The sequence below is a fragment of the Leisingera sp. ANG-DT genome, from assembly GCF_000813785.1.
Taxonomy (GTDB): Bacteria; Pseudomonadota; Alphaproteobacteria; order Rhodobacterales; family Rhodobacteraceae; genus Leisingera.
On sequence record NZ_JWLE01000031.1, the window covers coordinates 45,555 to 65,140 of the forward strand.

The 19,586-nt window shown below is 60.9% G+C and carries 16 protein-coding genes and 1 tRNA gene; 14 read left to right on the plus strand and 3 right to left on the minus strand.

Features of this window, described 5'->3' with window-relative positions:
• Positions 1-247: 247 nt before the first annotated feature.
• Positions 248-324: transfer RNA gene (locus RA21_RS19375), tRNA-Arg, on the plus strand.
• A 491-nt stretch (positions 325-815) separates the two neighbouring features.
• On the opposite strand, the gene RA21_RS22425 is transcribed toward RA21_RS19375, so the two are convergent.
• Both RA21_RS22425 and RA21_RS19385 read right to left on the minus strand, forming a co-directional pair.
• Positions 816-1,937, minus strand: a complete 1,122-nt coding sequence (locus RA21_RS22425) for a flavin-containing monooxygenase (RefSeq protein ID WP_082009008.1) — start codon at positions 1,935-1,937, stop codon at positions 816-818.
• A complete protein-coding gene (locus tag RA21_RS19385) occupies positions 1,934-3,031 on the minus strand; it encodes a class I SAM-dependent methyltransferase (RefSeq protein WP_039151928.1) in 1,098 nt (365 codons plus the stop codon). Before RA21_RS19385 ends, RA21_RS22425 begins: the two co-directional genes overlap by 4 nt.
• 101 nt (positions 3,032-3,132) lie before the next feature.
• On the opposite strand from RA21_RS19385, the gene RA21_RS19390 reads away from it, so the two are divergent.
• Positions 3,133-4,173 carry a GlxA family transcriptional regulator gene (locus RA21_RS19390; protein ID WP_039151930.1) on the plus strand — a complete coding sequence of 347 codons (1,041 nt, stop codon included), beginning with the start codon at positions 3,133-3,135 and terminating at the stop codon, positions 4,171-4,173.
• A gap of 303 nt (positions 4,174-4,476) precedes the next feature.
• The gene (locus RA21_RS19395) at positions 4,477-5,058 is read left to right on the plus strand and encodes a GNAT family N-acetyltransferase (RefSeq protein WP_039151932.1); all 582 of its coding nucleotides are present in this window, start codon (positions 4,477-4,479) and stop codon (positions 5,056-5,058) included.
• 268 nt (positions 5,059-5,326) lie between these two features.
• Here the strand turns inward: RA21_RS19395 and RA21_RS19400 are convergent, their stop codons facing one another.
• Positions 5,327-6,019, minus strand: a complete 693-nt coding sequence (locus RA21_RS19400) for a winged helix-turn-helix transcriptional regulator (RefSeq protein ID WP_019295372.1) — start codon at positions 6,017-6,019, stop codon at positions 5,327-5,329.
• A 212-nt stretch (positions 6,020-6,231) separates the two neighbouring features.
• Here RA21_RS19400 and RA21_RS19405 point away from each other — a divergent pair, with 212 nt between their 5' ends.
• The 11 genes from RA21_RS19405 to RA21_RS19460 all read left to right on the plus strand — a co-directional run bounded on the left by RA21_RS19405 (position 6,232) and on the right by RA21_RS19460 (position 19,545).
• The gene (locus RA21_RS19405; protein ID WP_152612430.1) at positions 6,232-7,401 is read left to right on the plus strand and encodes a hypothetical protein; all 1,170 of its coding nucleotides are present in this window, start codon (positions 6,232-6,234) and stop codon (positions 7,399-7,401) included.
• Between the two features lie 933 nt (positions 7,402-8,334).
• On the plus strand, positions 8,335-10,428 hold the full coding sequence (locus tag RA21_RS19415; RefSeq protein WP_039151936.1) for an FAD-dependent oxidoreductase: 2,094 nt from the start codon (positions 8,335-8,337) through the stop codon (positions 10,426-10,428).
• An 11-nt stretch (positions 10,429-10,439) separates the two neighbouring features.
• Entirely contained in the window at positions 10,440-11,618 is a 1,179-nt protein-coding gene (locus RA21_RS19420) for an acetyl-CoA C-acyltransferase (RefSeq protein ID WP_039151938.1), read from the plus strand.
• A gap of 13 nt (positions 11,619-11,631) precedes the next feature.
• Positions 11,632-12,828: an acyl-CoA dehydrogenase family protein gene (locus tag RA21_RS19425; RefSeq protein WP_019295366.1), complete on the plus strand. Its 1,197-nt coding sequence runs from the start codon at positions 11,632-11,634 to the stop codon at positions 12,826-12,828.
• A gap of 14 nt (positions 12,829-12,842) precedes the next feature.
• Positions 12,843-13,973: an acyl-CoA dehydrogenase family protein gene (locus RA21_RS19430; protein ID WP_019295365.1), complete on the plus strand. Its 1,131-nt coding sequence runs from the start codon at positions 12,843-12,845 to the stop codon at positions 13,971-13,973.
• A gap of 3 nt (positions 13,974-13,976) precedes the next feature.
• On the plus strand, positions 13,977-14,402 hold the full coding sequence (locus tag RA21_RS19435) for a PaaI family thioesterase (protein ID WP_019295364.1): 426 nt from the start codon (positions 13,977-13,979) through the stop codon (positions 14,400-14,402).
• Entirely contained in the window at positions 14,399-15,178 is a 780-nt protein-coding gene (locus RA21_RS19440; RefSeq protein WP_019295363.1) for an oxepin-CoA hydrolase, alternative type, read from the plus strand. The genes RA21_RS19435 and RA21_RS19440 overlap by 4 nt, the downstream gene beginning before the upstream one ends.
• Before the next feature lie 10 nt (positions 15,179-15,188).
• Positions 15,189-16,193, plus strand: a complete 1,005-nt coding sequence (locus tag RA21_RS19445; protein WP_052257720.1) for an NAD(P)H-dependent flavin oxidoreductase — start codon at positions 15,189-15,191, stop codon at positions 16,191-16,193.
• A gap of 23 nt (positions 16,194-16,216) precedes the next feature.
• Positions 16,217-17,737, plus strand: a complete 1,521-nt coding sequence (locus tag RA21_RS19450) for a class I adenylate-forming enzyme family protein (protein ID WP_019295361.1) — start codon at positions 16,217-16,219, stop codon at positions 17,735-17,737.
• A gap of 175 nt (positions 17,738-17,912) precedes the next feature.
• Complete coding sequence (locus tag RA21_RS19455; protein ID WP_019295360.1) at positions 17,913-18,983, plus strand: C4-dicarboxylate TRAP transporter substrate-binding protein; 1,071 nt, start codon at positions 17,913-17,915, stop codon at positions 18,981-18,983.
• A 64-nt stretch (positions 18,984-19,047) separates the two neighbouring features.
• On the plus strand, positions 19,048-19,545 hold the full coding sequence (locus RA21_RS19460; RefSeq protein WP_019295359.1) for a TRAP transporter small permease: 498 nt from the start codon (positions 19,048-19,050) through the stop codon (positions 19,543-19,545).
• Positions 19,546-19,586: the final 41 nt, after the last annotated feature.

The following is a 19,586-nucleotide window of genomic DNA, read 5'->3' on the forward strand; positions in this document are numbered from 1 at the left end:
GGTGACAGGGCAGCCGGAAAATGAGTGGGTGCCTGACACTAGCACAATCTTTAGCAGATTTATGCACCCTTGGTCAGGCCTCTGTTAAGGAGCACGCATGCGGGGGCTGCAGCCGGACGGGGCGAATGCAAGCACCGGAGGAACTGCTGCTGGAAGCGCCAGAGCATATCTTGATGGCCAGAATCTTTGAACGCAGTATTTTTTGGGGTTGCGGCCTTGGGTTGGTGTGGTTAAACCCCGCCGCAGTGGACCGATAGCTCAGCTGGATAGAGTACTTGACTACGAATCAAGGGGTCGGGGGTTCGAATCCTCCTCGGTCCGCCACTTCCCAAATTGTCAAATGCCAAGCAAAACTGACCTTTCTGTCAGATTGTTGACCCAATTCCCGTTATCTGCTCGCGGGATCTGTTAGGTTTGATCTGACTTCCTTCAGGAAAACTAGGGCTGATTTGCAGGTTCAATCGGCGAAGCTGCCTGTTCCTGCTGTGCCACCAGCTGCTATGAGCACCAGGCCAAATTGCTGCGGGCGCAGTCGGTCACTAGCAGCCCTAAGCGAACCTCCGGCCTGCCTCGCAGCTGGGACTGGTACTCATGCAAGTCGGGCGGTAAGCGGCCATTTGCTGCGACAGCGAGGACAGTTCGTGAGACCAAAAAAGAGGACAATCCCAACTGGGAAGTTTTAGGGTCCAAGCCGTTTGATTACCAAGGTCGGCAAAGCCCTGTTTCCGGATTTGCAGTGCCGACAGGGTGCGTGGAACTCGGCTCGCTCGCCGTACTTCGTTTGCCTGCCGGGTCGTGCGAACAGCCTTGATGCCTCAGTTCAAATCTCGCGCGATTGAACGGGCAATCACCGGTGCTTTCTTTGAGATCGCCCGCAGCGATCCGCCAAGGGGCGGCGGCATCAGCGCGAACCGAAGCCCTGGCCGAACGGCCGTCCCGCAGCATCGCGGCCGTCCGGCTTCGTCCAGCACTCCAAGATGCCCGGCAATGCTTTCCAGCCCGCTGCGGTAGCCTGTCGCTGCAATAACAAAATCAGGCCGCAGTGTTCGGCCGTCATCAAAATGCACTTGATCGGATGCGAACCTGGCGATCTGCGGAAACACCGGGATCTTGCCGCGTTTCAGCTCTGCAACGAAGCCGCGGTCCACTGATGGTGCCACATGTTCGTTTTTCAGGCGGGACGCCGCTCCCGCGCGGCATCGGTTCAGCCCGAACTTCGACAGATCGCCAAAAGCAAGCCGTTCCACCCCGGAAAGTACCGCATCAGCCAAACGTGCGGGCAGATGTTCCAGAAGTGGCGCTGTCAACTGTAAAGGAAAGCCGAATAGTTCCGCGGGCACCGTCGTGCTGCCAGCACGCACCGAAACACTCAGATCAGCGGTTTTAGCACGGGCCAGTACGTTCAGGCAGTCTACTGCCGAGTTTCCGGCGCCCGCGACCAGCACTGACTTGTTTCGGTATCTTCTTGCATCACCCATGTCCCGGGAATGCAAAATCGAACCGGAAAAGCCGCAGGCCCCGGGCCAATTCGGAACAACTGGAGTGTTATCGAAGCCGGTTGCAAGAACAACCTGATCGGCACGTATCCTGCCCTTGCCGGTTTTCAGAAGCCATGTGCCTGCGTCGCGGTCCAGTTTTTGCACCGTGCAATTCACTTCGATCCGGCACCGGGATTGCCCGGCAATGCAGTCGAGATAGGCGACATAGTCTGGTAGCGCTGGCCAAGTGCCTGCGGTGCGTGGTATCGGCTGGCCCCTCAGGCCTGAGTTTACACGGTGCGTATTCAACTGAAGTTGCGGATGGCGGGACCGCCAGGCGGAGGCCACTGCGCTGCCGCGTTCCAGAATGAGCGGGTCAAACCCCTGTCTGCGGAGTTCACGCCCCAGCGCCAGCCCGAACGGGCCGGCGCCGACGACAACAATACGTTCATGCCTCATACCGGCGCCTCTTTCCGGCTGACGAACCAGACGTTCATCGGGTCATGCGGCAGAACACTGCGCACCGGTCTCTGGAAACCTGCCTGGCGCAGCATCGTTTCAGCCGTCTCCCAGCCCCACATGGTGCCGAGGCCCTTGCCCCCCTGCGCCAGAGACACTGGAGTGCAGTGGCTGCAGGAAATGGCATAGAGAAAGGCGGCGAAGGGAAAATCGAGGTTGTTTTCGAGCCGCACCGACCCGCCGATGTCCTGCATGAGGTGAACGCCGCCAGGACGCAATGCCCGGTGATAGGATTTCAAAAGTTCCTCGGGGTCCTTGGTGTCATGCACAGCATCGAAAGAGGTGATCAGATCGTAGGCTGAGGCTTCATCGAAACCGGACAGGTCCCGCACCTCAAACCCCACATTGCTCACGCCGCGTGACGCTGCGGTGCCCTGGGCCATCTCGATAGCATCCGGACAAAGATCAATCCCTTTGAACCGGCTGTTTGGATGCAGTTCAGCCAGCCGGATCAGCGCAAGCCCGGCACCGCAACCGGCGTCCAGAACGTCGATGCCCTGATCCAGCCGTTCGGCGAGATCGGGGGCCAGTGTTTGAATGATCTCGCCAATGCCAGCGACAACGGTCTGTTCACTGTCCTCGGACATGATTTGGTGAAAGCAGGGGTAATCGCTGTACGGAATTCCTTCGCCGTCTCGGAAGGCTTGCATCAAGCGGTCCTCGACCTTGCCGAAAAGCGCAACCGACTGAGCATAGACAGCCAGGTTCCCGAACGGTGCGCCGGCAGTCAGGCACGCGGCGTGTTCGGACGGCAGGCTGTAGGTTCCTTCTTGCGGCACATAGTCAACGATCTGCCCCGTCACCATTACCGCAAGCCATTCCCGCACGTAACGCTCGGCCAGCCCTGCGGTTTTGGCAATTGTGGCGCTTTGACTGGGCGGCAGTGAGGTAAGCGTGTCAAACAGACCCAGGCGGTGGCCGACTGAAATCATAGCGGCCACGGCACCGTTGTTCAGGGTTGCTGCAACTGTGTCAAGAAATGCTTCGGCCCTGGTTTGGTCGAACACAGGAGGGAGGGCAGCGTGGTGGGTCATTGGTGGTTCCTTTCGAAATTGCTACCCCTGCCTACCCCCGGCCCGCGCATGCCGTCAGATCGGCTATGGACAGAAACGGCCCTTTTCGGACAAAATCCCACATGGAAGGTAAGACCCGGGACACAAAGTTTGCGCTTTTGGCGCTGCCCCAAGCGACGCCGCTGGCCTTGTACGGGCTTTATGAAGTGTTCCAATCGGTCGGCCGGGCATGGTCGGACATGACGGGCGAAGAAAACACTCCTGTTCGCTTCTCACCGGCAATCGTAGCGCGGTCCCTTGCCACAATTCCGACCGCAATCGGCATTGAGATCACGCCTCAGGCGAAACTTGGCCTGGCCGATGTTGTGATTGTGCCGGACATCGCCGTCGGAGCTTCATTTGATCCGCGCGGCAGCTGGCCGGAAGAATGCGCCTGGTTGCGCGAATGCTTCGACCAAGGAGCCATTATCTGTTCGGTCTGCACTGGCTCGCTGGTTCTCGCTGAGGCTGGGCTTATCAACGGGCAGCAAGCTACCTGCCATTGGGCGAGCGTTGAACAGTTCAAAAAATTCTATCCATCGGTAAATCTGGCGCCGGAGCGCATCCTGAGCACAGCTGGCGAGGCGGACCGCATCGTGACCAGTGGCGGAGCGTCGTCCTGGGAAGATCTCGCGTTGTATCTTGTCGCGCGGTTTGCCGGTGGACAAGAGGCGGTCCGGATCGCAAAAATATTCCTGTTTGGCGAGCGGGCAGAGGGGCAGTTGATGTATGCCGGCGCGCGGACCGCCCACCGGCACGCGGACTCCGTGATCGCGGATGCCCAGAGCTGGATCGCTGAAAACTACCACGAGAGTAACATCGTTGGCAGGCTTGCGCGCCGCTCTAACCTCAATGAGCGAACATTTAACCGGCGTTTCCGGGCGGCGACCGGTTATACACCTATCGACTACGTTCAAACTTTGCGCATCGAAGAAGCAAAACAATTGCTGGAAACGACCAGCCTGCAGATTGATGAGATCAGTGAAGAAGTGGGATATGCAAACCCCTCCTATTTCCGCAAGCTGTTCCGGCGGCGGACAGGTGTGTCGCCGGCCCGCTACCGGCAAAGGTTTTCCCCGATTGCCTTGGCAGGAAATTTACCGAAGCATAACGAAACGTCCTGAAGCCGCAGGCCGGCAATATACTGGTTTCGTCATATTTCGCCTTCGTCCGGTAATTCTATTGCTTGAGGCCGGCCGTATGAACATTCGCTTCTTCCATCAGGGCAATTCGACCCGATGGCGGCTTCGGACTGAGCTGCCGCCATCCAGATGGTCTGGCGATCTCGAGACGGTGAAGGCACTGGAGCTGCGGTACCACAAGGCAGCTTTGAGCTGAGTCGCCTATATCGAAGGCGTTAAAACCGTTACGCTTGTTCGGGCACACGGACCGACGCCAACGCGATGACCTAAACACTGGAGGAGCGAATGATAGAGTTTGAACCACCGCTGCGACTGGCCAGGGAGTCGGATGCATCTCAGCTCGCCGATCTCGTGAACTATGCCGGAGAAGGGTTGCCTTATTACATCTGGACGAGCCTTGCGGAAGATGGCCAAGACCCTTGGAAGATCGGCCGCGCAAGACAGGCCGAAAAAGCGCGTGAGGGACAGATTGTCGTGGTGGATTTCGGAAGCGGTGCGGTGGCGAGCCTGACCGGCTACAAGATCGGGGCGGAACCGGTGGAGATAGGCGAGGATTTCCCGGCCCTGTTTCGGCCATTGCAGGAATTGGAGAACCAGGCACTCGAAAGCTGGTATGTGAACGTTCTGGCTTGCTATCCCAAACACCGCGGTAAGGGCTATGGATCACGCTTGCTGGATCTGGCAGACGAAATTGCTCGGGCCGAGGGTTTAGCCAGGATGAGCGTCATCGTGGCCGGAGACAACATTGGCGCGCGGCGTCTGTACAAACGAAAGGGATACAAAGAGACCGCTCAAGCCCCGTGTCTGAAAGAGGATTGGGAAACAGATACCGAGCGCTGGGTGCTACTGGTGAAATCGCTGTCGTGATCACGATCCTTATGGGGCCGCGCTGCCGGATTTCCCAGACACCGTGTTTGAGAAACTTCAGCGATAGACCACAAGGAAGGGCCGCACTGCGGCATCAAGGTGCCAGGTCGAGCGTCGGGTGCGGGCCCATTCTGCAAATGCTGAGTATTTCACGAAAGACCGCTTTCCTGAAAAACTGGTTTCGCGGCATCCTTTTTTAGAGGCCGCCAATCTGAGTACGCGTAGGAATTGCAACAGCACCGGCCTTGCTTGCGGCATCGCGCCCAACCTATTTATTCCCGGCCCCTTTCGCAGGTGGAATATCGGCAAAGTAATTGCGGCCCAGCCAGGTTGCGATGTCCCGTTTCAATCTGCCGGAACCGGACAGCCTGATACGATAATCGCGCAGGGCCTGTCCCAAGGCTGTGTCCCCCATCCAGACGCCGGTCAGCGTGCGGATGTCGGTCGTAATCGACATATCAATATCATGCCCGGGGTCCTTCATGCAGACGTCGACCTCGCCACTCTCGACAACCAGCCACCAGCGGCGGGACTTGGCGGTGAAGTCGCTGAACTCGACATAGATCGTTGTCCTGCCGTCACCAAAATAGTCGACATTCATGGTTCTGTGGATGTCCCACATGAGCATGGAAGGATCCAGCTCGTCCGGCGTAAGGTTGCTCCGGGCCCAACGATGCCCCCAGATCCCCATCTGCACGATGATTGGCTTCAGCTCGCGCCCTGCCTCCGTCAGCCTATACCTGACGCCTCTGCCGACTTCGATGCGCGAGACCACGCCAGCGTGTTCCAGAGATTTCAATCTCGCTGACAGTGTCGAGGGCGGGATCAGCGGCATCCCGCGCCGTAAGTCATTGAAGGTCTCACTGCCGGCACCCAGCTCGCGGATCACGAGATTGGTCCAGCGCTCTCCGAGGATTTCGGAGGTTTTGGCGATCGGGCAGAACTGTCCATAGGTACTCATGCCCGAAAGCCTAAAGGAAAAATCAAATCCATTCAGTACAAATTTCGTATCAAACTTTCCCCCGGTAAAACTAACTCGCCAATCGTCGAACCGGTATTACTCAACAATAACAATAAGTAAAACTTGCATCGACATAATTCCAGCGCCATCGAAGATGAACTAATACAATCTTCATACTGGAAATTTTAGGAGCCAGTTTCGATCCTCTAACCGTGAAGACTTCCAAAGGAGGGAACGAAATGCTGCCTGCAATACTCAGATATTGGCTGTTCGATACGATGTCGGTGAAAACTATGCGCTATGTCCGCGCTGTACCTGCCCGCAAGGCCACGGGCTTGACGAAAACGGTCTACGACATGATCCGCGAGGACTTTTTCAAAAACGGCTCTCTGACAAGCCGGTCGAAAGTGCCCGAATTGATGGCCGCTATCTGGACCGGCGGGCGTGAATCCATGCTTGTTGCAGACCGGGTTGACCGAACCACAAAGGACGCCATCAGCGCCGTGCTGTCACAGCTGAACGATTGCCCCTATTGCGAGGACATGCTTGTCAGCCTCGTGCATGCCGCCGGCGACCACGAAGCTGCCGGAGACATCTTCGCCCGCAACGAACTGAGAGCAACGGATGCAAAGCTGCGCGCCCGCCTGGACTGGGTCCGGCAGGTCGCGACACCGGGAAATACCGGGGTCTCCAAGCCGCCCTTTACCCCGGAGCAGATGCCAGAAGTTTTGGGAACGATCATGGGCATGGGCGATATCAACCGCTTTAGCCATGTGGTGATGGAAGATTCGCCCGTGAGTTCCCCGTTCGGACTACAGGCGGCCAAAGCCATTCTGCTGCGGCTGTTTGGATCCGAGCTGGAAGTGACACGAAGACTCCCGCTGAAGCCCGGCCGTGCGCTACCACTATTGCCAGAGGCAGAACTGCCGGAAGACATGAATTGGGCGAAGCCCAATCCCCGCGTCGCAGATGCCTTGGCACGCTGGACCTCCGCCGTGGAACGCGAAGCCAATCAGGCAGTGTCACCGCGCGTGAAGCAAGTCGTTTCTCAGTCGCTGTCGGTCTGGCAGGGCGAACAGATGCCGCTCAGCCGGTCTTGGGCTGCGCACGAAGTGCAGGGCCTTTCAGGACAGGAACGGGCGATCGCAGAGCTTGCCATCGTTCTCGCCAAGGCTCCTTATCAGGTGGATGAAAAGATGGCCGAAGCAATTTTGGATTTCGACCCCGACGAGGCCCGCTTTATCCGGATCCTTGCCTGGGCATCGTTCTCCGGCTCGCGCCGGGTCACACAGCTTATCGCAGAGCGAGCGCAGCAAGCGATGCCTGCGCCTGCGGTACCGGTGGAGCGCAACCTGCAATCTGAGGCGCGACTGGTGGCATGAACCCACGATCTGCGTTGGGTAATGAGCGTCAGATGCAAGCCCCTAAAAAAACCGGCTCCCGCAAAAGGGAGCCGGCTACCGCTTTTTGCTGTTTGTCCGGGATCAGCGCCTGCAAGCTTGATTAATAAAGAGCAGCACGCATCAAAGATAGCGGGCCTACTTAAACAGGAAGCAAACTTTGGTTTTGCAAGGCCTGACGGCTGCAAAAGTCCGGCACACTGTGAGTTCGCCGGTCATCAGATTTTTCTCTTGCAGTGAATGGCGGCAATGCGGGCTGCGGCTGCAGCATCGAGATCAGCTGCTGGATGTCGGCTCAGGGCCGACCTCGCCCACCAAGGCCTTCAGGACGCGCCTAGGGCCGCCGCGGCGCGGAGATCGGCCGGTTTGAGCCCTGAGCGGAAGTGTCAAAATTTCGCTGCGCGCGCTCGCAGCGAGAGAATTACTGCGACCGCATCGTTTTCGGAGCGGCTGCGCGGCGTGAAAACCAGCCGTTCATGCATGTCGCCGCGAGGAAGAGAACTTGGATCTACAGGTTGCCGGACAAAGCCGCCGCTCCCGTCGCCGGAAGCAATGACGGCAGGCAGCCCAAAACAGACGTGACCGGAACCGCTGTTTGGCCCTTCTCACTCCTGGAGGGTGGGCGGTCTCCGGAAGTTCGCCGCACATGCGTGTGCATGCTTGAGCGACTGCAGAAGCGGCCCTTCATCATGAGCCTCAGTCCGGAACCTGACTGGCCGACACTCCACACGGTTGACAGTGAGTGCGTGCGTGTTCGCGTTATATGCCGCGTCCTGTGCGACCTTGTAGATGAGCAGCTGTTTCGCTGGACGTTAAATTCTGCATAAAGGAATGTAATTTTACATATTGAAATTAGAGATCGGATTAGGTAGCAAAACTAAAGCAAGAGATTCTGAGAGCAACGTGCGGGGTGAAATGGTGAACCTGGTCAATCTGGCAATGGATGACGGCATTGCTGTTGTGACGGTGGAGAACCCGCCGGTGAATGCTCTTTCGCACGCGGTGCGCGCTGGCTTGCAGGACTGTTTGCGGAGGGCGCTGAACAGCGCGCAGACCAAGGCGGTGGTTATCTGTTGCGCGGGCCGCAGCTTCTTTTCCGGAGCGGATATACGGGAATTCGGCAAGCCGCCCCAGGCGCCGGTTCTGCCGGATCTCATTAATGAAATCGAAGCGGCGCCTGTGCCGGTCATTGCCGCGATGCACGGAAACGCGCTTGGCGGCGGGCTGGAGATTGCCCTGGGGGCGCACTACCGCGTTGCAGTGAAGGATACCCGGTTCGGCCTGCCGGAGGTGTCGTTGGGGCTGCTGCCCGGCGCAGGCGGCACTCAGCGCCTGCCCCGGTTGATCCCGGCGGCAGATGCAGCCCGGATGATCACCGGCGGCAAACCGGTTGATGCCGATGCGGCGCTCTCGATGGGATTGATTGACCGGATTGCGGACAGCAGCGATGCCTGCGCCGAAGGCGTTGCCTTCGCACGGGGCCTGATCGCGACTGGCAAGGGGCCGCGCCCGTCCGGCAGCCTGCCGTGCAATACACTGGAGCCGGCGGATATGGCGGCCTTCCGGGCCAAAACAGCCCAGGCCGCACGCGGGGCTGTTGCGCCAATGGCCTGCCTGGATGCGGTGGAGGCGGCAATGTCGTTGCCGTTCGCCGAGGGGCTGAAGAAAGAGCGCGCACTGTTTCAGGACCTGATGGCTTCCGATCAGAGTAAGGCTCTGATCCATGCCTTCTTTGCCGAGCGGCAGGCTGGAAAGCTGCCGGATGCCGAAAGAGTTGAACCGCGTGAAATCTACCGGATGGGTGTAGTCGGCGGCGGCACAATGGGGACCGGGATAGCCGTCAGCGCTTTGCTTAGCGGCCTTGACGTGACCCTGGTTGAGCGCGATGAGGCGGCAGCGTCAATGGCAGCGGCCAGTGTCGGAAAGATGCTGGACAGTGCAGTGAAACGCGGCAAGCTGTCCGGGCCGCAGCGCGATGCCATGCTTGCCGGAGCCTTCCGCTGCACCACTGCGTACGAGGACTTCGCACAGGCGGATCTGGTGATCGAAGCCGTGTTTGAAAGCATGGACGTCAAGAAGGACGTGTTCACCCGGCTTGACAAGGTCTGCAAGCCAGGAGCCATTCTGGCGTCGAACACCTCGTACCTGGACCTGAACCGGATTGCGGCAATGACCAGCCGCCCGCAGGATGTGATTGGTCTGCATTTCTTTTCGCCGGCGCATCTTATGCGGCTGCTGGAAGTTGTGGTGGGGGCTGATACTGCCCCGGACGCAGTGGCGACGGGCTTTGCACTGGCCAAGCGGCTGAAAAAAGTGGCGGTGCGCGCGGGGGTCTGCGACGGCTTTATCGGCAACCGGATCCTGTCGCACTACAGCAAGGCGGTCTACGGCATGGTGCTGGCAGGGGCGAGCCCCTATTCGGTCGACAGGGCGCTGACGGGCTTTGGCCTGGCGATGGGGCCGTTTGCAGTGGGCGATCTGGCCGGGCTGGATATCGGCTGGGCGAACCGCAAACGTTTGGCTCCGGCGCGTGACCCAGGGGAGACCTATCCCGAATTTGCCGACCGGCTTTGCGAATTGGGCCGGTTCGGGCGCAAGACAGGGCGCGGTTTCTATATCTACGAGGAGGGCGCCAGCAGCCCTCGTCCTGACCCTGAGGTGGAAGAGATCATCGCGGCGGAACGGGCTGCCAAGGGCATCACGCCCCGCAGCATCGGCGAAGCGGAAATCATCCGCCGCTACATGGCTGCAATGGTGAACGAGGCTGCGCGCGTGGTCGGGGATGGCATCGCTCTGAGACCGCTGGATGTGGATGTGACCCTGCTGAACGGTTACGGGTTTCCGCGCTGGCGCGGCGGGCCGATGCACTATGCCGATACCATCGGGCTGGACAGGATCCTGCAGGATATCTGCCGCTTCCACGAGGAAGATCCCCTGCTCTGGCAGCCTGCGCCGCTGCTGGAACGTCTGGCCGCCGAAGGCCGGACCTTTGCCAGCCTCAACACCTGAAGGAGTTTTCAATGAAACAGGCGGTCATCGTCTCCACCGCGCGCACCGGTCTGGCCAAATCCTACCGCGGGGCATTCAATGAAACCCATGGAGCCACTATGGCGGGCCATGCCATCAGCCATGCGGTGCAGCGTGCCGGCATTGCGCCGGACCTGATCGAGGACGCGCTGGTCGGCTGCGGCTACCCCGAAGGCTGGACCGGGTCCAACATTGCCCGCCAGTCGGTGATCCGCGCAGGGCTGCCGGTGTCCGTTTCCGCGGCCACCGTGAACCGCTTCTGCTCTTCCGGGCTGCAGGCGGTCGCCATGGCGGCGCATTCGATTGTGATGGAGGGCGCGCCGGCCGCGATCGGGGGAGGGGTGGAAAGCATAAGCCAGATGCCGCCCGCACGCCCGCCGCAGGCGCGGGAAAGCTGGATCCTGGAAAACAAGCCGGAACTGTATCTCCCGATGATCCAGACCGCTGACATCGTCGCCGAACGCTATGGCATCAGCCGCGAAGCGCAGGACGAATTGGCGCTGTCCAGCCAGCAGCGCACGGCTGCGGCGCAGGCAGCGGGCCGTCTGGATGATGAAATTGTGCCTATCACCGTGACTCAGGCCTTCAAGGACAAGGAAAGCGGCGAGATCACCCGCAAGGAAGTGACATTTGCCATGGACGACTGCAACCGGCCCAATACCACGCTCGAAGGACTCGCGGGGCTCGCGCCGGTGCAGGGCGATGGCCATTTCGTGACCGCGGGCAATGCCTCGCAGCTCAGCGACGGCGCTGCGGCTCTGGTGCTGATGGACAGCGCGGTGGCCGTGCGCGAAGGCGCTGAACCGCTGGGCGCTTTCAAGGGCTTTGCCGTGGCGGGCTGCGAGCCGGACGAAATGGGCATCGGCCCGGTCTATGCGGTGCCGCGCCTGCTGCAGCGGCACGGGCTGACGGTCAGCGACATTGATCTGTGGGAGCTGAACGAGGCCTTCGCCTCCCAGGCGCTCTACTGCCGCGACCGGCTGGGGATCGACCCGGAGATTTGCAACGTCAACGGCGGTTCGATTTCGATCGGCCATCCGTTCGGCATGACCGGCGCGCGGATGACCGGGCACCTGCTGCTGGAAGGACGGCGGCGCGGCGCCAGGCTGGGCGTTGTCACCATGTGCATCGGTGGCGGCATGGGCGCGGCCGGCTTGTTTGAAATCTTCTGAGGGGCACCACGCGATGGATCTGAACTACACCAAGGAAGAACAGGCGTTCCGGACAGAGGTCCGCCAGTGGCTTAAAGAAACCCTGCCGCGTGAGCTGCGCGAAAAGGTGCGGCTGGGCAAGCGGCTGGCCAAGGCGGACATGGAACTGTGGCACAGCCTGCTGAATGCGCGCGGCTGGCTGGCGCCGAACTGGCCGCAGGCCTATGGCGGCTGCGAGTGGAATGCGGTGCAGCGCCATATCTTCGAGGAGGAAGCCTGTCTCGTCCATGCCCCGCGCAGCCTGCCGTTTGGCCTGTCGATGCTGGCGCCGGTCCTGCTGGCCTTTGGGTCCGAAGACCAGCGCCAGCGCTTTCTGCCGCGCATTCTGAACGGCCAGCACTGGTGGTGCCAGGGCTATTCCGAGCCGGGCGCGGGCTCCGACCTCGCCGCGGTCAAGACACGCGCGGTGCGCGAGGGCGATCACTATGTGGTCAACGGCCAGAAGACCTGGACCACGCTGGGCCAGCACGCCAACTGGATCTTCTGCCTGGTGCGGACGGATCCGGATGCCAAGAAACAGGAAGGTATCTCCTTCCTGCTGATCGACATGCAGACGCCCGGTGTCACCGTGCGCCCCATCGTGCTTATTGACGGCGAGCCGGAGGTGAACGAGGTGTTCTTTGAAAACGTCCGGGTGCCTGCGGAAAACCTGGTGGGTGAGGAGAACAAGGGCTGGACCTATGCCAAGTACCTGCTGACCCATGAGCGCACCAATATTGCCGGGGTTGGTTTTTCGAATGCGCTGCTGACCACGCTGAAACATGTTGCCGGGCGGGTGAAATCCGGCGGGCAGCTGCTGGCGGAGAACCCGCATTTCGCGGCCCGGATGGCGCAGGCAGAGATCGACCTGATGGCGATGGCGACTACCAACCTGCGGGTTGTCTCGGCAGCGGCCAAGGGGCAGGCGCCCGGCGCCGAAAGCTCGATGCTGAAGGTCAAGGGCACGGTGATCCGGCAGGAGCTAACATCGCTGCTGCGTCGGGCGATGGGGCCGGACGCGCTGCCGTTCCAGCCTGATTTTCTGGACGGCGGCAGCAATGCAGCCGCGTTAGGGCCGGACCACGCGGCGGCGGCGGCGCCAACCTATTTCAACATGCGCAAGCTGTCGATCTTCGGCGGATCGAACGAGGTGCAGCGCACCATCATCACCAAGGCCATTCTGGGGCTGTAACGGGGGCAGGCGACATGGATTTCAATCTAACCGAAGAACGGGCGATGCTGCGCGATACGCTGCGGCGGTTTCTGGCGGACAAGTATTCACACGAAAACCGGCGGGCGCTGATTGCCTCAAGCGAACCTTATGATGCTGAGATTTATGCCGAGCTGGCCGAATTGGGCGTACTGGGTGCCATGTTCCGCGAGGATCAGGACGGTTTCGGGGGCGAAGGCTTTGACCTGATGGTGGTGTTTGAAGAGGTTGGCCGCGCCGGAGTGATTGAACCGGTGCTGCCGGCAGTGCTGGCTGGCGGGCTGATTGCCGCACTGGGCAACGACCGCCAGCGCGAGCTGGTGGATGAGATTATCGCCGGAACCCATGTGGCGGCGCTGGCGCAGGGCGAGGCAGGCGCGCGTTATGACCTGAACCATGTGGAAACCACGGCGGTTGCCGACGGCGATGCCATCGTGCTGAACGGTATCAAGACCCATGTGCTGTATGGCGCCGGGGCGCAGACCCTGGTGGCTTCGGCGCGGGAGACCGGCGCTGCGGCGGATATGGCAGGCATTTCCCTGTTTCTGGTGCCGGTAAACACGCCGGGCGTGACCGTCAATGGCCATCGCAACATGGACGGGATCCCTTCTGCGACGGTTACCTTGGACGGGGTGCGGCTGACGGATGCGGCCCGGCTGGGTGCTGCCGGAGAAGGGCTGGACGCGCTGGAAGCCGCTGTTGCCCGTGGCCTGACAGCCATCTGCGCAGAGGCGTTGGGGGCGATGGAGGCCGCCAAGGACCTGACCATCAGCTACCTGAAGGAGCGCAAGCAGTTCGGTATGCCGATCGGCAAGTTTCAGGCGCTGCAGCACCGTATGGCGGACATGTTGATCGAGGTGGAGCAGGCGCGCTCAGCCGTGATCAACCTGGCAGGCAACCTGGATCAGCCGCGTGATGTGCGCAAAATCCACGCCAGCGCCGCCAAGAACCTGATTGGCCGGGCCGGGGCGCTGGTGGCCGAGGAATGCATCCAGATGCATGGCGGCATCGGCATGACTGATGAATATGCGCTGTCCCATTTCGCCCGTCGGCTGACGATGATCGACCATCTGTTTGGCGACTCCGATTACCATTTGGAGCGCTTCATCGCGCTTAAGGCAGGATAAGCTATGCCGTTGGTCCGCCCTGACAGACCCCTGCTCCCGCTGTTTGAAGCGATGGGTTATGGCGTCGAATTTGACCCGGACGCGATTGAGGCGCATTGCGCGCTGGAGATTTCTAGCCTGCACCTAAATCGCCAGGGCGGCTTGCATGGCGGAGTTGCAGCGACGCTGCTGGACACTGCCAGTGGTATAACTGCCAGCCTGTCGTGCGATCCGCGGGGCACCACCCCTTTCCTCACCCTGTCGCTGAACGTCAATTACATGGCAGTGGCTCGGCATGGTCGCGTGCGGGCGACCGGACGGATCACTGGGGGCGGGGGCACAACCAAATTTGTCTCTTGCGACCTGCGGGACGAAACGGGGCGGCTGATCGCAGCCTCCACCGGTGTTTTTAAACGCGTGCGCGGAACAGCATTAGAGGATGCGGCATGAGTACGCTCTATCGGCATGAGGTCCGCGACAGGACCCTGGTTATCTGGAACTGCAACTCAGCAATGCGCAATGCCCTGTCTTATGAATATTACCAAGGCTTGCTGGACGGATTGGCGCGTGCGGCAGGGGACCCTGCGATTGCGGCAGTGATCTTGGCGGGCGAGGGCGGGTTCTTTTGCTCCGGCGGCAACTTGAACATGCTGAAAGAGCGCCGCGCGATGTCCTTTGAAGAACGGCAGGTGCAAATCGGGAAGCTGAACGCCTTGATCCGTGCGGTCCGGAACTGCCCCAAGCCAGTGATTGCAGCAGTCGAAGGCGGCGCGGCTGGGGCCGGGCTGTCCCTGGCGATGGCGGCTGACATGATCGTCGCGGAAGACGGGGCCAAGTTCACTCTGGCTTATGTCAAAGCGGGCCTGGTGCCAGATGGCGGCGCCACCTATGCCCTGACACAGGCACTGCCGCGGGCAACTGTGGCGCGAATGGCTATGCTGGCGGAACCGCTCAGCGCTGAGCGGATGCATCAGCTGGGTGCGGTGACGGAGCTGGCTCCCAAGGGGCGCACCTTGGCGCAGGCCGAAGCCTTGACCGATGCGGTGGCCCGTGGCCCTGAGATTGCGATTGCGGACATCAAGAAGCTTCTCAATCAGGCCGAAACCGCCAGTTTCGAGGACCAGCTCGACCATGAACGCGATGCCATGGCCAAGGCCCTTGGCGGTGACGAGGCCCAGGCGGGCATCGGCGCCTTTCTCAGCAAAACTTCCCCAGTATTCCGGTAAGGAGACCGACATGATGCATACTTCTGCTCTTCCTGCGATTTTCGACACGCCTGTGACCCGGACCTATGGCACCCGGCTGCCGGTTGTGGCGGGCGGCCTGCAATGGCTGGCCAATGCCGAATATGTATCGGCTGCGGCACGGGCGGGGATAATCTCTTTCATCACTGCGGCCAGTTTCCCTGAGATGGACGATCTGCGTACCGAGATCCGCCGCTGCCGCGAGATGTGCGAAGGCAAGCCATTCGGCGTCAATGTCTCGATGATCCCCAAGTTGGTGCCGGGGGAGAAGACCGAGGAGGTGTTCAGGTTGATCGCGGACGAAGGCGTGCAGTTTGTTGAAACCTCCGGGCGCAGTCCCGAGGCGTTTATACCCATCCTAAAGGATGCCGGGATCACCGTGCTGCATAAGGTGCCCAGCCTGCGCTATGCGGTGAAGGCCGAACAGGTGGGAGTCGATATGGTGTCGATTGTCGGCGCCGAATGTGGCGGCCATCCCGGAATGGATATGGTTGGCAGCATGGTCAATGCAGGCCTGGCTGAGGACCGGCTGACCATCCCCTGGCTGATCGGCGGCGGCATCGGGCACGGCAAGCAGATCATGGCCGCGCTGGTGATGGGTGCGGCGGGCGTGGTGATGGGCACAAGGTTCCTGGTTGCCAGCGAGCTGACCGCGCATCCGGATTACAAGCAGGCGATGGTGAATGCGAGCGAGCTGGACACGCAGCTGACCATGCACTCGGTGCGCAACACTGTGCGCAGCCTGCGCAACCAAACCACCGAGACAGTTGCCAAGCTGGAGCGCGACAATCCGGAGATAGGCATTCAGGAACTGCTGAAGCATGTGTCCGGCAAGATAGGGCGCCAAGCCTATGCCACTGGCGACGTCTCCCAGGGGCTGCTGTCGGCGGGCCATGCGCTGGGGTTTGTGGACAAGGTGGAGCCTTTTGTCGAAATCACCGCCCGGCTCGAGGCTGAGGCGCTGGCGACTTTTGGGCGGCTGGGCCTGGCGGCGTGACTGCGCAAGGGAGGAGGAAAGACATGCATAACCGCGTACACGGGCTGCTGCAGGCCGCTGCTGAAACCCGCCCCGATGCTTTGGCGCTGATGGATCAGGATGGCCGCCGCCTCACCTGGCAGGAGATGTCCCAAGCGGCACATGCCGCGGCGGAGCAGCTGAAGTCCGCAGGCGTGCGGCCCGGCGACCGGGTGGTTCTGGTGTTTGAGAACTGCGTCGAGGTGATCGCATTCTTCTATGGCGCCAGCCTGTTGGACGCATCCGCGGTTGCCATCAATGCCCGGCTCACCACAGCTGAGCTGGACCGAATCTTTGAACATTCCGATCCCAGTGCCGTCCTGTTCACGGCTGCCGCATCCGCGGCGGCCCGGGCCCATGCGGATCACTACGGCGCCCGGGACGTGCAGGGTGTCTTTGGCGCGGCGGCCCTGATGCCGCGCGCTGGCGCCGTGCCGGAACCGGTGTCAGAGGACGGGCGCGAACAAACCGCCCTTCTGCTTTATACCTCGGGCACAACCGGCACCCCAAAGGCCGCGATGCTGACTCATGCCAATCTTCTTGCAGGGGCGGCGGCCTCAGCCGAGGTGAGGGGCATTCAAACGTCGGATGTGACCTATCTGGCGCTGCCGCTCAGCCATATTTTCGGGCTGGTCACCATGCTGTCCGTCACCTTGGCGCAATCGGCGATGCGGATGGAGGCGCAATTCTCGGCAGAGCGTCTGTACCAGGCATTGCAGGAGAATGTGACCCTGCTGCCCGCGGTGCCGCAGATGCATGCGCATCTGTTCAACTATGCCCGCGCGCACGGAAAGCCGCGCTATGATGCGGGCAAACTGCGGTTTGTCTCCTCGGGCGGTGCGCCCCTGGATCCGGCCTGGAAACGCGAGGCGGAGGCCTTCTATGGCCTGCCGCTGCAAAACGGCTACGGGCTAACTGAAGGCACAGCCGGTGTTTGTGCAACCCGCAACGCATTCGGCGACCCTGACATCAGCGTCGGACTGCCGATGGGCGATTGCATCCTTGAGCTGGATCTGGACGCGCCGGGCGCCACCCGGGAAGCAGGTATCGGCGAGATCCTTGTGGGTGGTCCGCAGATCATGAAGGGCTATTTCCGTGATCCGGTGCAAACAGCTGCAGCGCTGACAGAGGACGGGTTTTTCCGCACCGGCGACCTTGGCCGTTTTGACGATGAAGGGCGGCTGCATATTGCCGGACGCACCAAGGAACTGATCATCAGGTCCGGCTTCAATGTCTATCCGGTGGAGATCGAGGCGGCGCTGACCGAGCATCCCGATGTGATGGTGGCAAGCGTGGTGGGCCGTGCCGTTGAAGGCAACGAGGAGGTTCTGGCCTTTGTCAGCGCCGCCACCGGCAGCAGCGTGAAAGAAGCGGAGCTGAAATCCTTTCTGCATGACCGGCTTGCGCCCTACAAACGGCCGGCACGCATTATCGTGGCCGCGGCCCTGCCTGCCGCGCCGACAGGCAAAATCCTGAAAGCGAAACTGATCGAAACCTTTGCAAGCGAGCTGGCTGAAAGCGTGTGATCTGTTGCGTCAACTGCTTGGCCTGCACAAGGGCAGAAGAGGTTTTCTTGTTCTGCTGCGAGCCAAATGCAGACCGCATCAAGAAATTCCAGTATGTGAAATAAAATTCTGGACAGCGCCTTAAAATTCCACATAGTAAAACTAACGAATGGCTTTCGAGGAGGAGATGCCAGTCATGGGAATGATCAAGAATATTCTGGGAGGGCTGACCATTGCGGCCGGTCTTGGTGCAACGGCAGTATCTGCGGAGACCGTGATTTACTACGGCCACAGCGGCCCCGACCGGGGCACGGTTCCTGCCGCGCTGAAATGGTACAACAGCCGTATCGGCGAGCTGTCGGAAGGCGATCTGCGGCTGGACGTCCAATGGGGCGGCGCGCTGTTCAAGGCAAGCGCTGCGGTACAGGGGATCAGTGACGGGGTGGCGGATGCCGGTTCGATCATTGCGGCCTATTTCCAGAAGGAAATGGCGGCCTACTCGCTGGCTGACTTCCCCATCGGCGGTCCGAATGCCTGGGTCGCCATGCGTGCAGCCGACCATCTGATGCGCTCAGAACCCCAGATCACCGAGCATCTGGCCCGCCAGAACCTGATCTATATCGGCACGTTCACGGCCTCGGCTGTCAATGTTGCCTGCGCCGGAGAGCCGATCCGTTCGGTTGAGGACATCAAGGGCAAGAAGGTCCGCGGCGCGGGCGTCTACGGCAAGGTTTTCGGCGAAATGGGCGCAACCCGTGTGAACCTGTCGGTCTATGAGGCCTACCAGGGTCTGGATACCGGGCTGATCGACTGCAGCCAGGGCTATGACTACATCGTTCCCTCGCTGAAATGGGACGAGGTGATCGATAGCTATACTGTCCTGAATTGGGGGCAGATCGGCGGCTATGGCATGTTCATGAACAAGCAGGTCTTTGACAGCCTGGAGGCTGGCCAGCAAGAAGTTCTGATGCAAGCGGGCGAGGAACTGGCGGATCAGTTCGCCAAGATCGTGAACAGTGCCAACAGCAAGGCGATGAAGGCGATGACCGCAGGCGAGACCACCCGCAAGATTGAGGTCATCGAGCTGAGCGAGGCAGACAAGGCTGCGCTGAATGCTGCCGCGGAACCCTTTATTGCCGACTGGATGGAAAATGCCCGCAGCGTCGGTTTGGATGCCGACCAGCTGATGGCAACCTACACCGCCGCGGTGGCTGAATTCACCGCCGAGTTCGAAGCCGAAGGGTACCCCTGGACGCGAAGCAACTGATCAGGGCGAAGCAGAGACCGGGCGGCGGCTGTAGGGCCGCCTGGCAATTCCGAGGGAGGACGTGATGCTGCACAGGCTTGAGCGGGTATTTGTTGATGTATCGGCTGCGGCCATCATCCTGCTGGCGCTGCTGATATTTGCCGATGTCGTGGCGCTGAATCTGTTCAACAGCTCAGTGCCGGACACCATTGTCATCGTGCGCGAGCTGATGGTTCTGGCGATTGTGATGCCCTTGGCCGCCGCAACCGCGCAGCGGGCGCATATCGCGGTGGAGTTTCTGACCAATCTGCTGCCGCCGCGCGTGTCGGGATGGCTGGCAGTGTTCGGCACCCTGTTCGGCCTGCTGGCGCTGACGCCGATCCTGTATTCGGGTGGCCGCGAATTCCTGCATCAGTGGCAGACCGGTAGCGTGTTTTACGGCGATCTGAACCTGCCGCAATGGCCGGGACGGCTGGCCTTTACCATCGGGATTGCGCTGGGATGGCTGCGGCTTGCGGCGATGGCTGCTGGCGATGCGCTGACCTTGCTGCGCGGCGGCGAGATCGCGCTGCGCAAAACCTGACACCCATCTGACATTCAACAGACCTGCCGAGGAGACTGTCC